The organism is Dapis purpurea BLCC-M126 (genome assembly GCF_050015975.1).
Classification (GTDB): domain Bacteria; phylum Cyanobacteriota; class Cyanobacteriia; order Cyanobacteriales; family Microcoleaceae; genus Trichodesmium.
Genome location: NZ_JBNHER010000153.1, coordinates 26335 through 41079, shown reverse-complemented (window position 1 = coordinate 41079; position 14745 = coordinate 26335). Strand labels below are relative to the sequence as shown.

Genomic DNA, 14745 nt, shown 5'->3' with positions numbered 1-14745 from the left:
CAAGATTGGGCTATGATTCAACACAACCTAGGATTAGCCTACTATAGTAGAATCAGAGGTAACATAGCTGAAAACATAGAATCTGCCATTGCCTACTACCAAGATGCTTTGAGAGTGAGAATATTCTCTGACTACCCCCAAGATTGGGCAATGACTCAACACAACCTAGGTATAGCTTACTCTAGTAGAATCAAAGGTAACAAAGCCGAAAACATAGAATCTGCCATTAAATACTACCAAGCTGCTTTGAGAGTGAGAACAGAATCTGCCTCTCCCCAAGATTGGGCAGCAACTCAAAACAGCCTAGGAACAGCCTACTCTAGTAGAATCAAAGGTAACAAAGCCGAAAACATAGAATCTGTCATTGCCTACTACGAAGCTGCTTTGAGAGTGAGAACCTTCTCTGACTACCCCCGAGACTGGGCAATGACTCAACACAACCTAGGAGCAGCCTACTATAGTAGAATCAAAGGTAACGCAGCGGACAACATAGAATCTACCATTGCCTACTACCAAACTGCTTTGAGAGTGAGAACCTTCTCTGACTACCCCCAAGATTGGGCAATGACTCAACACAACCTAGGATTAGCCTACAGTGACAGAATCAAAGGTAACGCAGCGGAGAACATAGAATCTGCTATTGCCTACTACCAAAGTGCTTTGAGAGTATTCACTGAATCTGACTACCCCCAAGATTGGGCAGAGACTCAAAACTGTCTAGGATCGGCCTACAAAAACAGAATCAAAGGTAATATAGCTCGCAACATAGAATCTGCCATTGCCTGCCACCAAGCTGCTTTGAGAGTATTCACTGAATCTGCCCATCCCCGAGATTGGGCAGAGACTCAAAAAAACTTAGGAGTAGCCTACAGTGACAGAATCAAAGGTAACATACCCGAAAACATAGAATCAGCCATTGCCTACTACCAAACTGCTTTGAGAGTATATACTGAATCTGACTACCCCCGAGATTGGGCAGAGACTCAACACAACCTAGGATCAGCCTACGTTTACAGAATCAAAGGTAACATAGCTGACGACATAGAATCTGCTATTGCGTGCTATCAAGCTGCTTTGAGAGTTAGGAAACCAGAAACTTTACCCGCAGACTGTTTAAAAACCGCCCGTCAATTAGCCAACTTAGCCTCAACACAAAAAAACTATCAACTCGCCATTGATAACTATGAAATAGCCATTGACGCTATTGAGCAAAGTCGAAATTGGATACCCAATGAAATTGCTAGGCAAGAAATCTTGCGTGACAATATAAATGTCTATGAAAATATGATTCAAGCTTGCGTTAATGCTGAACAATATGACAAAGCTTTAGAAACTATAGAAAGATTTCGCTGTCGTCGCTTGCTTGACTTAATTCTTACCAAAGATTTATACAAAAATGCTGAGGTACCAGAAGCTATCCGCGACTTGGAAAAACAAATGGAAGCAAAACAGTGGGAAATCGACAGTTTACGTCGGCAGTTAGAAGCCTCAGAAGAAAAGCAATTAGTAGGTGCTAGTCGTAACCTTACCCGCGATGAGTGGGATGATATTACGGAGGATATCGGAAAGTTAATAGCTGAAAAACGGGAAATTTGGCAACAGATGCGTCAACTAGACCCGGTTTTAGCTGAAGGTCAACAAGCACCGGGAGTTAGTGTGGAGGGGATGAAGGAGTTGTTGGAAATTAGGAATGATCCCCCCCAACCCCCCTTAGAAAGGGAGGAGATGGAAAGAGACGATGTTGCTCTCCTGAGTTTCTACACTACCAGAAATGACACTTATATTTTTATCCTCACTCAAGCAGGGGTAAAATTGCACCGTTGTCAAGAGCAAGGTTTAAATAATTTACAACAGTGGTTACAGGATAATTGGTTAAAACCCTACGCCGAAATAAATAATTTAGCAGAACGTCAAGCAGCAGCAATTTTAGCCAAGTGTGATATTAATGCCATTGAGTCTATTAACCCCAAACCATCCAATGTCGTAGTTAAACTCACTGATGGCACGACAACAGAAATTAGTCTTTCCGACTTTAACGCATCCCGCAAACAACAGAAACACCAGTTATACAAACAATGGCAAGACAAAATGGAGGGAATGTTAAAAGAATTAGCAGACAGACTGCAAATAAACCAACTCATAGAAAAACTCACGGACATCAAAGAAATTATTCTGGTGCCCTTTATGTATCTGCATCAAATTCCCTTACCAGCATTACCCCTAGACAACGGAGAATATTTAGGGGATAAATTCCGGGTGAGAATAGCTCCCAGCACCCAGGTATTAACATTTTGTCGGCAACAAGCACAACATCCAGAGAAAAACCTACCACGTTACGGTATCGTCGAAAATACCAGGGACGATCTACCATATACCCCCAAAGAATGCGAATTAGTAGCACAAATTTATGGAGTCACCCCCGAACACCATCTCAAAGGCAGCAAACAGGCAACCAAAGCTAAGTATAAACAGTTGTTGACGAAAGAGAAAGTATTAGGTTTACTCTCCAGTCACCACGCCAAGTCTAATTTAACGGAACCATTAGAATCAAAGTTATTGCTAGGAGACACCGACTTAACATTAGGAGAGTTGCTCAACGCCAGCATTCGTTTCCCACAGTTAGGAGACTTATTTCTCTCCTGTTGTGAAACAGCATTAGGAAATTCAGAATTAACGGACGATATTTTTACCCTCAGCGCCGCCTTTTTATCAGCAGGAGCATCGAATGTTATCAGTAGTTTGTGGGCAGTCAATGATTTAGCAACGACAATATTATCATATTTTTACCACTGCAACCGCGCCGCAGGTATTCCGAGTGCAGATGCGTTATGGCAAGCACAGATGGAGTTGAAAGAGTTAACTTTGGCAAAAGCGGAGGAGAGTTTGGATAATGCAGAGGCAGTATTAGAAGAATTTGCAGAGGGGAGTAGAGAATATGAGGAAAAGGAGAAAATAGCAGATAACTGTCAGAAAGTTTTTGATTTAGTAGAAAAAGCTGAAGAATTGATAGGAGGCGATAAACCGTTTAATCATCCTTATTATTGGGCAGGTTTTGTCTGTCAGGGAGAAGGGTGAATTCAGTTGTCAGTTATCAGTAGTGTGAGCATCTTGCTCGCCAGAAGGATTAAAATATCAGGACTTACGCATGAGGTACGAAAAAATAGGATTTTAGATTGCTTCCCTATCGGTCGCAATGACGAAAATACGTTGTATTGCGTAAGTCCTAAAATATGTCAAGTTTAGGGTGGAATTGTCATTGCGAGGGGGAATAGTTTATATTAACTCTGCCATCATAACAGTTAACACCCCCGAAGCAATCTCTCAAAGGCGATCGCCCACAACTAATTCGAGATTGCTTCCCTGTCGCTCGCAATGACAGAATCATGTTATATCATGTCCGGTTGAATAGTTATAATTAAAGCTCGTAGTAGGGCTTTAGCCCGATAATAGATAGGGCTAAAGCCCTACTACAAACAAAATTTTTTTTATCACTAATTATCCGGATATGATATTCTTTTGCGTCACTTCTGACTTCTGACTTCTAATGAATTACCCGCCCCTCCTTAAAAATTGTTTGTTTACTAGAATGGGTAGTCAAACGTTCTAATAAAGTAGCACTAGCTTCATTTAAACCAATCAAATTTACCTTAATACCCCGTCTGCGAAAACGCAGCACAACTTTATCAACTGCATCTACAGCGGATTGATCCCATAAATGAGCATGAGTTAAATCGACAGTAACAGACTCTAAATGTTCCCGAAAATCAAAGGAGTTGAGAAAATTCTCGACAGAAACAAAAAATATTTGACCATTGGCACTGTAAGTACGCTCCACACCATTTTCTTTTAAGTGGGAGTCAACAAAAATTAGTGCTGCAATTTTACGACTAAAGAAAATCGCACTCATTGCCACCCCAACAATTACCCCAATAGCTAAGTTATGAGTCAAAACCGTAATCAACACAGTAGTTATCATCACTGCCGTTTCACTCTTGGGCACTCGACGAATATGGCGAATGGAACTCCAGTGAAAGGTACTGATAGAAACCATAATCATCACCGCAACTAATGCTGCCATGGGAATACGCGCCACCCAGCCATTCAGCACAATAATACAAACAAACAGAAAAATTCCTGCACTCAGAGACGACAGTCGAGTCCGCCCACCGGAACCTACATTAATCATAGACTGACCGATCATCGCGCATCCTGCCATTCCCCCAAAACATCCAGCCACAATATTTGCCACCCCTTGGCCTACTGCTTCCTGGTTTTTATTACTGGAGGTGTCGGTGAGGTCATCAATTACATTAGCGGTTAAAAATGATTCTAGTAACCCTACTAAGGAAAGCGCTAAAGCATAAGGCAGAATAATCTCTAACGTTTTGAAGTTGAGCGGTACCATTGGCAAGGCAAAACTAGGCAAAGCGTCGGGTAATGTTCCCATATCTCCCACAGTGGGAACATCTAACCCAGTCACCATCGTAAATATTGTCAGCACAACAATAGCAACTAAAGGAGAAGGTATTACCTTAGTGAAGCGAGGTAACCCATAAATAATCCCTAACCCAACTGCTACCATTATGTATACCCACACAGAAGCATCTTCAAATTGAGTCAGTTGAGCATTAAAAATCAATATTGCCAGAGCATTGACAAATCCTAGCATTACTGCCCTGGGTACAAATCTCATTTGATTTCCTAGTTTAATCCATCCTAGGAAAATTTGTAGAATACCTGTGAGAATAGTAGTTGCTAACAGATAATTTAAACCATAATCTTTAACCAAGGTTGTCATCAGCAACGCCATCGCTCCAGTTGCTGCAGAAATCATTGCTGGTCGCCCACCTAAAAAAGCTGCAACAATAGCTATGCAAAATGAAGCATACAGACCTACTTTCGGATCGACACCAGCAATAATAGAAAAACCAATAGCTTCAGGAATTAAAGCTAAAGCCACCACAGCGCCTGCCAATAAATCTTTTTGTACGTTGGAAAACCAGGCTCGTTTAATTAATATATCTTTCATTTTTTTACCTTATCAAAAAATCTGCCTGTACAATTTGTTGTGTAGATTTTTGTGTAATTAGTGCCATGCCAAAAACACTAATTTTTGCAATTACTAAATTTGATGGTATCCTAAAATAAATTGGCTAACATCATCACAATAAACAGATTTATTTGTAGATATTTGCTAGGTGGCAGTGAAAGGTATAAATAGAAGGTTTATCGATTAGGTATAATTAATTATAGCGTTTCTCAAATTCTTGACCAACTTAAGATAAAATAGTCAATAACTTATTAAATATATTGTCTAAATTGTGAAAATACTTTACATTAGAGTTAGGCGATTAAATTGTAGTTTAATACATTAGTTAATTTAATAATGACTCACTTTTCTTGGACTAAACAATGGTATCCAGTAACTCCCATAAGTTATCTAGATGCTTCTCATCCAACCTCAATAACTTTACTGGGTAAAAGGCTGGTAATTTGGCGAGACAAACAGCAAAAATGGATAGCAATGGATGATACTTGCTCCCATAAATTGGCACAGTTATCTTTAGGAAGTATTGATAAGAATGGAGACTTAATGTGTCGCCATCATGGTTGGTGTTTTGATGGAGCAGGCAAATGTACAAATATTCCTATGTTGAATGATGAAAAGGCTTTAGAAACAGCTTGTAATAGTGCGCGATCGCAAGTACAAACATATCCGACTCAAGTACAACAAGGATTACTTTGGGTATGGCCGGATAATAGTTCTAATGCTGTTGAAGATTCTACTTTAAAAAAGCCTGCTGTAATGCCAGAATATAAATTTGATAGTTCTTCAACAGATTGGTTTATGTCAGAAGTTCCCTATAGCTATACTGTCTCTGTTGAAAGTACTTTCGACCCTTCTCATGGTCAATTTTTGCATGAAGGAATTGCTGGTTTCTCTCCAGAAAAAGCTATTTCCATGCAACATTTTGAAGTATTGGGAAAAATATCTGCTGAAGATGGTTTTACCTTAAAGCATTCTGGTTATAATATTTTTAACAAAGATATGGATGCTACGCGGAAATTTACCCCGCCCTGTTCTAATACAACAATTTACGAATATTCTAATGGTAAATCTGCTTTATTTCAGTTGTATTTTGTGCCGACAAAACCAGGTTATTGTAAACATATTGGTAAGTTTATTTTTGATGCAGCTCCCAAAAAACATAATTTTTGGATTGAACTACTACCAAAGTATTTAATAACTGGGTTACAACACTCATCTAGTAACATGAATAAGTTAAGTAATCAAGATTTATCAATGATGCACTCCCAAGCTGTTAATGAATCAACACGGAATAAAACTTGGCAAAAATCCTATTTCATGCCTTCATTAGCTGATGTTGGTATAGTTACTTTTCGCAAATGGTTAGATGAATTTGCCGGGGGTAAACCAGAATGGCAAGAAATCACAGAAACAGCTTTTCAAGAATTAAATGATGAACAATTATACGATCGCTGGCACAGACATACAAAGCATTGCCCTAGTTGTCGGCAATCTCTAATTTTGATAGATAAAGTCAAAGATTTTTGTCAAAATTTTACAGCAGCTTTAGCAATTTTAGCGTTGTTATTAATAGCAATTAATGTACCTGTAAGAATTATTTTTATCCCTGTTTTACTTGGAATATTAAGTTTAATTTGTTCCTATAAATTAGACTCAATTCGACATAGTTTTCTCAGCAGTATTCCGACAAAAGGTTTGCCTGTAGTGAAATTATATTAGACCATTTCTCAAAAGTCTTGCTACATCTCCTTGAGAGTAGGGAGTAGGGAGTAGGGTTAAAAGAGATAAGATATTTTGATTTAATCCCAATAATCTTTACAAACATTACTGAAGCATTATTATTACTTAATAACTGAAGTCCTATCGGAAGTATAGCATTATTTTTGGGAATTGGTATTAGACTAATATTATGTCTGGTAAAACACTGATAATTAGGCTCGTAGTTGGGCTTTAGCCCTAAAAGCAAAATTTGAGGGGCTAAAGCCCAACTACAAACAAAAAATTATAAGGGAGTAGGGAAAAGAGATTAATATTAAAACTGTTGTCAATAAACTAATTGTTGAGATGTTTTCTTGAACATCTCTAGGAAAAATAGGATAGTTATTTCTACAACAATGTTTGCATAATTTCTTCAAAATTACGAGCGTATATTTGTTGAGCATACTCTTGCCCATACTGCTCTGAAGAAAGAGGTAGTCTTGTCAAAGTTGCGTATTGAACTCGCTCCATAAGTGGGCGACGCAAAGCTTCATATTTACTGAAAGCTGTTTCTATAGCTGTCATATCGTCCCACTGATTTTGCTTGTTAATCTCAGTTACTAAGGTTGTCATCACAGCAGCATCTTCCAGTCCTTGATTAGCACCTTGAGCCATAAATGGTGGCATTCCATGAGCTGCATCTCCCGCCAATACAACTCGCCCCATATTCCATTTTGGCTGGTTGGAAGCAGAAACATTAGCGCGGTGAATATAATACGGACGTTGTTTCATCTGTTCTGGAGAAGATAAAGCGACTAACTGCTGAATCATCTCTGGAAAGTCAGCTTTTTTCAATTCCAAGATGGCAATATCGATTAACTCTTTTCCTGACTTTCCTCCCAATAACTCCAAAGGTAAAGGTGTGTGGATTAAATATCCAAATTGACCAGACTGACGGGAAAATAAGATCATTCTGGGGGTTTCATTTTCTGTAGAATTTGCCGAGATTTGCTGATTGAGAATCGTTACTACTCGCGAACCTTGAATAAACAAATCCTGGATTTCTTGTGAGAGTGCTTCTGGGATTTCATATACTCCCCCACTACTAATAGCTGCAACACCAGAATATTCTGGTTTGCTATATTCACTATATGGAGTGTCTTTGTAGATTACCTGACGCACGGTAGAATTAATTCCATCTGCTGCAATTAATAGTTTGGCGCGGATAGATGCGATCTCTGATTGGGGTAATTGGGAGAAACTTACAGTGCTGGTTCGATTCTTTTCTTGTTTATCATCCCAGTGAGCATAGGGGTTAGTTTCTACTTCCTGATTAGAAACGAAATCTGCTCGAACACATTTCAATTCTGGTTCGGCAACTACATTTACACAACGATGATTAGCTTTGACAACTTCCTCTGGTAAAAGTGTTCTCAGTTGAGTTTGTAAATCGTACCAAGATATTGATACTCTACCTGCTCCGTACTTCTGAAAGAATTCATTGTATCCTAGAGAAAATGAATTGATTTTTTGCCCGTTGACATTTCTGGTCGCCCATTCTGGAGCAGGTTGATTTTTTTCTGCTTTTGTTTCCTGTTTGGGTGGTGTTGGGTTATTGAGCTTATTACCAGTTTCTTTAATATTTTCGTATGCTTGGGTATGGGTATATTTAAGTGCTTTTAAGCCATTTGGTAAAAGATCGACAGTCTGACCAACTTTACGAAAGGCGCGAGTTTGGTCAAGGACAATAATATTTTCAATCCCACGTTGACGTAAACCCAGAGCAGTTGCTAATCCCACTGGCCCCGCACCGACGATCGCGACATCATAGTCAATTTTTGGGCTGGAGTTTTCTGGTGACAATGATTTTGTCTGTTCTAGTTTCATAAATTAATCTTTAATAATGACTACAATTATTGTACAATAGTATATTTATTTGAGTTAGTAACTGTTGTCTATAATCTGGTATAATTCTAAAAGTTACTTGTCAAGAATTAACTTTAGGTTTAAGGTGGTCAAACAAATTTACCGAATTATTAATTATTAATTGTTAATTAAATAATTGTGGTTTAAACCCTCCCCTTGGATAGGGGAAAAAAAGTGCTAGGATATTTCCCAATCTTCAATTCCCGAACGGTTTTAACCAGAGGTAATTATCAATTATCCATTATCAATTATCAATTAATGAAAGCATAGCCAATGGTCTGCCAGTCAAACTCCAAAACGCTAGTTTCATACACCTCAAGATTTTGGTCCTGTAACATTTTCAACAACAAAAAGTCCCTTTTAGAAAATATAATTAGAAGAAGCAGTCAAAAGATAACTCAAATGATAGAAGTACAAGTCAGATTAGCACGCGCTGAGGATCGAGAAGCAGTTTTGGCTTTTTGTCAACACACATGGGAAAATCAATCAGACTATATTCATCTAGTTTGGGATAAATGGTTTGTCGAACCTGAAGGTCGTATTTTTGTTGCCGTAGTTAATGATGTACCAGTGGGGATAGAGCGAGTATTTATGGTGTCAGACTCAGAAGCTTGGTGGGAAGGATTGCGTGTAGATCGCGCTTACCGAGGTTTGGGTATAGCCAGAATTCTAGAATCACAAATACAACAGTTTTTATGGGAAAATAATGTCAAAATTTCCCGTTGCATTGTTCGGTCTGAAGATAAAGTTATGTTAGGAATGATGGCTAGGCGAAATAGAAGTGTTATTGGTGATTATATTCCTCATAGAAGTATACCTATCTCTACAGTAGAATCTTCATCAGATTCGGTATTTACTCAGCTTAATAATCAGGATTTTACTTTTGCCTGGGAGTTAGTTAAATCTCCTGATTTTTATGGTGAAAATAATTGTTTTTATGTTTCTCCAGGTGCTAAGTGGCAAGAGCTGAAAATAGAACTATTTAAAAATCTGATTGAGCGAGGTTTGGTCTGGGGAATTAAACAGAGCGATCGCTTAGTTGGTTTAGCTATAGAGAGCAGTTTAGAAAACAAATCTCCAGAAACTTTTTGGATTGGTTATGTAAGGGGTACTAAAGAAAGTTTGCCAATTTTACTTTTGGAGTTACGTCATTTAGCTTTTCAGAAAAAATATTCAAGTATTGGCGGCTTTTTTACCACTTGTGATTTGCTGTTAAATTATTTAGAAAAAGGAGAATTTTGGAAAAGTTATACCGGATTTTTTTCATTGTTTCAGTGGGATAATTTATCTAGTTAATTTTTACCTTGATATATTAGAGTTATCTGTAAAATATCCAGATTTTGGCCTTGAGGAAAAAGAGAACATATTTTGAGGTAAACTGATAACTGATAACTGATAACTGATAACTGATAACTGGAATGACCTCTTTTAATGATGCTCGACAATACGCCCCCGCAACTGAACGCAACCGAAAATTTATTTTGGAAGTTTTGCAGCGAGTCTTACCAACAACGGGCAACATTTTAGAAATCGCAAGTGGTACAGGAGAACACGCTATTTTCTTTTCTGCCCGTCTACAACCGCGCCAGTGGTTTCCTTCTGATTCTAATCCTATGTTGCGCGAGAGTATAACAGCTTGGCAAAAACATAGTCCTTCAGATAACTTGCATCCACCCCTTAATATTGATGCACGAGAGTCAGTTTGGGCGGTGGAGAAAGAAGGTATTGAGATTGCAGCTATTGTCAATATTAATATGATTCATATTTCCCCGTGGTTAGCTTGTCTGGGATTAATGGCGGGTGCGGGACGTTTGTTACCGCAGGATGGGGTACTATATTTGTACGGTCCCTACAAACTGGGGGGGGAACATACAGCACCAAGTAATCAAGCATTTGATGAGTCTTTAAGATTTCAAAATCCTGAGTGGGGGGTGAGAGACTTAGAAGATGTGGTAGCAGCAGCAGAGAAAGAGGGGTTAAAGTTTGTGGAGAAGGTGGAAATGCCAGCAAATAATTTATCTGTGGTGTTCAAAAAATATTAATTTGATTTTGCGCCAGATGTCATTAATAAACCCACTTGTTCGACTGTAGCAGTGGTAGCATCCAGAATATCCACAAACTGGCCTTCATATATTATGGCAATACGATCGCTCATTGCCATTATTTCTTCTAATTCTGTGGAAATATACAAAATAGCTGCCCCATCTTGTTTTTGAGCAAGTAAAGCTTGTTGTACATATTCGGTTGCACCGATATCTAAACCACGGGTAGGTTGCATGGCGACAATTAATTTTGGTTCCCCAGAAAGTTCCCGCGCCAGAATAATTTTTTGTTGGTTTCCACCAGAAAGTTGACTTGCTTTTAACTGTGGATGACTGGCGCGAATATCAAATTTTTCTATGGCGTTTTTTCCCTGATTATTTATCACTTTAGATTGCAAAAAACCATAACGGCAAAAAGGCAAAAACTTAAACAATTTCAAAATCAAATTCCGAGCAATACTAAAATTAAGAATTAACCCCATTTTCTGGCGGTCTTCAGGAATATATCCTACTTTGAATTTATCTGTTAAATTATCGGCAAAATTTATCTCTCCTTTTTCCAGAGAACGCAAACCATTAATTGCATCTGCTAATTCTTTTTGACCATTGCCATCTACTCCTGCAACTCCTAAAATTTCCCCACTATGGAGTTGAAAAGATAAATCATGCACAGCAAATAAACCTTGGTCATTTTTCACTTCTATATTTTTGACTTCTAGAACAATATTACCTTTTTCACCAGGGATTTTTTTTGGAATTAAATTTACTTCACGTCCTACCATCATTTCGGCTAATTTTTGAGTAGTAGTTGCTGCGGTTTTGATAGTATCTACAACTTTACCCCGACGCAAAACTGTGACAGTATCACAGACATTAATTACCTCTTCTAATTTATGACTAATAAAAATAATTGTATGATTATTTCCTGCTAATTGTCGCAAAATATTGAGTAAAGAATTTACCTCTACTGGAGTTAAGACTGCTGTTGGTTCATCTAAAATTAAAATTTTAGCTTGGCGATAAATTACTTTGAGAATTTCTACTCGTTGCTGAATACCTATTGGTAAATCTGCGATTTTGGCATTAGCTGGAATTTCTAAATTATAGGCTTTTGCCATAGTGTTAATTTCTACAGATTTTGCCGATAAATTTAGATGAAAACTTCCGTCAGTTCCCAAGATAATATTTTCTGTTGCTGTTAATTGTGGTATTAACATAAAGTGTTGATGAATCATGCCAATACCATAATTAATTGCTGTACTGGGGGAGGAAATTTTTATCGGTTTATCTTCTAGGTAAATTTGACCTAAATCTGGTTTGTATAGTCCTGATAATATGTTCATTAAGGTGGTTTTTCCTGCACCATTTTCTCCAAGAATTGCATGAATAGAACCTGCTGAAATGGAGATATTAATATTATCGTTGGCGAGAAAATTGCCGAAGCTTTTTGTGATGTTTTCTAGACGTAAATATGTCATTTCAGTTATTAGCTTTCATCTTCTAGTTTTCAGTAGGCGTGAGGTACATCAACGATCCCCCTAAATCCCCCTTAAAAAGGGGGACTTCCAGTTCCCCCCCTTGAGAAGGCTAGGGGGGATCTGCAGCGGTGTACCTCACTAATCTGGGAAATACTATATAGTCATTTAATTTAATAATGAAACACTTTTGAGGTTAAAATCCTTTCATAGCAAAAAATACTTGTCTCAATCTAAAGTGAAACGACTATATAAGTAACTAGAACAAATAAATTTTGTTTATTTTAATCTTCATCTTGAAATTCCATTGCTATTTTATCGAGTCTTTCATTCGTATCTTTAGTCATTTTTAGTAATCCGACACTAACAATTTTTGAAGCAAGTCCGCCTGCTGTTGTCGCTGTTCCTTCAGAAGTTTTTCCTGATAGTAAAAGTCCTACACCTGTTACACTAATAATTGCACTAATTATAGTTAAGCTTAGAGCAATATTAAAGCTTAATCGCGCTTGACGCAAGCGTTCTTTAATAACCAGTTGTTCCATTGTGGTAAAGGTAGGGTTTTGATTATTATTTAGTATAGTCATAGTTGGAAATCTTTTGATTACTTTGTTGTCTCCTATATTGACATTTAAGAATTAGACTAACAATGGGAAAATGTAAGGAAATAATTGACATATAAAATACGAAAAACTTATGCAGTTTCACAAAAATGTATGGGAAAGTATGGAAAAGTATGGATTTATCTTTTTTGGATGGTAAATAAATTTATATGATAAAATCAGTAACAAGTCTAGATTTCTAAACTATCCATGAACTCTGAAGTTGAACTTACTTGGGATATAGCAGAAAAACTTGCAGATAAGTATGTATTTGACAAGACAGGAAGATACCTCAGTGATGTTGAGAAAAAAGTTCTTCAAGGTGCTTGGAATGGCAAGACTTATGAGGAAATAGCAGAAGAATATAATTATACCACAAATACTGTGAGAGGGGAGCATGGCAAAAATTTATGGAAGAAACTTTCAGAAGCATTTGGGGAAAGGGTGTCTAAGAAAAATTTTAGAGAGGCTTTTAAGCGGAAATTGGAGAAACAGGAATTATTAACTATACAAAATAATTTTCCAGTTAATTATCCCATACGGAACAAAGAAACAGAAACAGAAAAGACTATTTATATTGAACGGCCACCTATTGAATCTATTTGTAATAAAACTATCTTACAACCAGGCTCTTTAATCAGAATTAAAGCTCCTCAAAAAATGGGGAAAACTTTCCTAACTAATAGAATTTTAGAGCAAGGGAAAAAAGATAAATACCAAACGGCATCTATTGATTTATTAGATGCTGATAATGGTGATTTTCAAGATTTAGATAAATTTTTGCGGTGGTTTTGTCGTGGTGTAGGTTATGAATTAAATGTGCCAAAAGAAATTTTGCATGAATCTTGGGATGAGGAAGATAGTAGTAAAGTTAATTGTAAGATTTATTTTGAAGAATGTTTATTACCAAAAGTAACAGAAGCATTGGTTTTATGTATAGATAATATAGACTTGATTTTTCCATATCCAATTGCTGAGGATTTTTTGGGATTATTACGTTCCTGGCATGAGACAGCAAAGCGAAAAAATCTCTGGAAAAAGTTACGGTTAGTAGTAGTTCATTCGACAGAAGTTTATATTCCTTTAGATATTAATAAATCTCCTTTTAATGTGGGTGAGCCTATCGAGTTACCGGAGTTTAATTCGGAGCAAGTACACAAACTAGCTCAATACTATCAATTAAATTTGCAAGCTGAACAAGTGAAGCAGTTAACTGATTTAGTAGGAGGGCATCCTTTTTTATTAGATAAGGTTTTGTCTTATTTAAGAAATCATCAAAATTCAACCTTATCGGAGCTACTAGAAAAAGCACCAACTAATGCAGGAATTTATCGCAGTCATTTGCAAGAATTGTTGTCAACTTTAGAAGCTCATCCCGAACTAAAACCAGCTTTTAAAAAAGTTGTTATGGTAAGAGAATATGTAAATATAGATTCCCTTTTGACTTATAAATTGTATAGTTTAGGATTAGTAAAATTAGTGGGTAATGATGTTGTTCCCAGATGTGAATTATATCGGCAATATTTTTATGAACGCTTGTAATAACTATTTTATAATTTGTCATTGCGAGGTAGGTTTGTGGAGAATTCCGTAGAAAAAAAATCCCATGTTTTTATAAACCTTTGTCATAAATATTTTAATTTCTAGTTTGTCATTGCGAGGTACGAAGCAATCCCATCAAAATGACAAAAGCAGGATAGAGGGTTAGCTATAATAACATTTAAGCTGAGATTGCTTCGGGAGATTATTTGACTTGACTACAAAAGTTACTGTGGCAAACTCCCCTCGCAATGACAATTTATTTGGTAAAGAAGAAGGAGGATAGAGGGTTAGCTATAATAACATTTAAGCTGAGATTGCTTCGGGGGATTAGTTGACTTGACTACAAAAGTTACTGTGGCAAACCCCCCTCGCAATGACAATTTTCTCTTAGTTTGTCATTGCGAGGAACGTTT

Annotated in this window: 9 protein-coding genes; 5 read left to right on the top strand and 4 right to left on the bottom strand. The window is 37.2% G+C overall.

From position 1 onward, the window contains the following. Positions 1–3075: CHAT domain-containing protein (locus ACP6PL_RS13990; protein WP_426545872.1), on the top strand; the 3075-nt coding region annotated here is incomplete at its 5' end. A 466-nt stretch (positions 3076–3541) separates the two neighbouring features. Here the strand turns inward: ACP6PL_RS13990 and ACP6PL_RS13985 are convergent. Beyond that, positions 3542–5029, bottom strand: a complete 1488-nt coding sequence (locus ACP6PL_RS13985) for a SulP family inorganic anion transporter (protein WP_426545871.1) — start codon at positions 5027–5029, stop codon at positions 3542–3544. A 357-nt stretch (positions 5030–5386) separates the two neighbouring features. On the opposite strand from ACP6PL_RS13985, the gene ACP6PL_RS13980 reads away from it, so the two are divergent. Next, positions 5387–6769, top strand: a complete 1383-nt coding sequence (locus ACP6PL_RS13980; protein WP_426545870.1) for an aromatic ring-hydroxylating dioxygenase subunit alpha — start codon at positions 5387–5389, stop codon at positions 6767–6769. A 387-nt stretch (positions 6770–7156) separates the two neighbouring features. On the opposite strand, the gene ACP6PL_RS13975 is transcribed toward ACP6PL_RS13980, so the two are convergent. Then, positions 7157–8635 (bottom strand): FAD-dependent oxidoreductase, encoded by a 1479-nt coding sequence (locus ACP6PL_RS13975; protein ID WP_426545869.1) that lies wholly within the window; start codon positions 8633–8635, stop codon positions 7157–7159. Between the two features lie 441 nt (positions 8636–9076). Between ACP6PL_RS13975 and ACP6PL_RS13970 the strand changes: the two genes are divergently transcribed. Next, positions 9077–9970: a GNAT family N-acetyltransferase gene (locus ACP6PL_RS13970; RefSeq protein ID WP_426545868.1), complete on the top strand. Its 894-nt coding sequence runs from the start codon at positions 9077–9079 to the stop codon at positions 9968–9970. 122 nt (positions 9971–10092) lie between these two features. Then, positions 10093–10716 (top strand): DUF938 domain-containing protein, encoded by a 624-nt coding sequence (locus ACP6PL_RS13965; protein ID WP_426545867.1) that lies wholly within the window; start codon positions 10093–10095, stop codon positions 10714–10716. On the opposite strand, the gene ACP6PL_RS13960 is transcribed toward ACP6PL_RS13965, so the two are convergent. Together ACP6PL_RS13960 and ACP6PL_RS13955 are read right to left on the bottom strand one after the other, a co-directional pair. Further along, positions 10713–12194 (bottom strand): ABC transporter ATP-binding protein, encoded by a 1482-nt coding sequence (locus ACP6PL_RS13960; RefSeq protein ID WP_426545866.1) that lies wholly within the window; start codon positions 12192–12194, stop codon positions 10713–10715. The genes ACP6PL_RS13965 and ACP6PL_RS13960 overlap by 4 nt on opposite strands. A gap of 281 nt (positions 12195–12475) precedes the next feature. Then, positions 12476–12775 (bottom strand): TRADD-N-associated membrane domain-containing protein, encoded by a 300-nt coding sequence (locus tag ACP6PL_RS13955; RefSeq protein ID WP_426545865.1) that lies wholly within the window; start codon positions 12773–12775, stop codon positions 12476–12478. A 225-nt stretch (positions 12776–13000) separates the two neighbouring features. Between ACP6PL_RS13955 and ACP6PL_RS13950 the strand changes: the two genes are divergently transcribed. Continuing rightward, positions 13001–14332, top strand: a complete 1332-nt coding sequence (locus ACP6PL_RS13950; protein WP_426545864.1) for an AAA-like domain-containing protein — start codon at positions 13001–13003, stop codon at positions 14330–14332. The last annotated feature ends 413 nt before the right edge of the window (positions 14333–14745 follow it).

Excerpts from the sequence above, each read along its gene's own strand:
- ACP6PL_RS13965 (WP_426545867.1), top strand. The coding sequence starts at position 10,093 with ATGACCTCTTTTAATGATGCTCGACAATACGCCCCCGCAACTGAACGC.
- ACP6PL_RS13960 (WP_426545866.1), bottom strand. The coding sequence starts at position 12,194 with ATGACATATTTACGTCTAGAAAACATCACAAAAAGCTTCGGCAATTTT.
- ACP6PL_RS13970 (WP_426545868.1), top strand. The coding sequence starts at position 9,077 with ATGATAGAAGTACAAGTCAGATTAGCACGCGCTGAGGATCGAGAAGCA.
- ACP6PL_RS13975 (WP_426545869.1), bottom strand. The coding sequence starts at position 8,635 with ATGAAACTAGAACAGACAAAATCATTGTCACCAGAAAACTCCAGCCCA.
- ACP6PL_RS13955 (WP_426545865.1), bottom strand. The coding sequence starts at position 12,775 with ATGACTATACTAAATAATAATCAAAACCCTACCTTTACCACAATGGAA.
- ACP6PL_RS13950 (WP_426545864.1), top strand. The coding sequence starts at position 13,001 with ATGAACTCTGAAGTTGAACTTACTTGGGATATAGCAGAAAAACTTGCA.
- ACP6PL_RS13980 (WP_426545870.1), top strand. The coding sequence starts at position 5,387 with ATGACTCACTTTTCTTGGACTAAACAATGGTATCCAGTAACTCCCATA.
- ACP6PL_RS13985 (WP_426545871.1), bottom strand. The coding sequence starts at position 5,029 with ATGAAAGATATATTAATTAAACGAGCCTGGTTTTCCAACGTACAAAAA.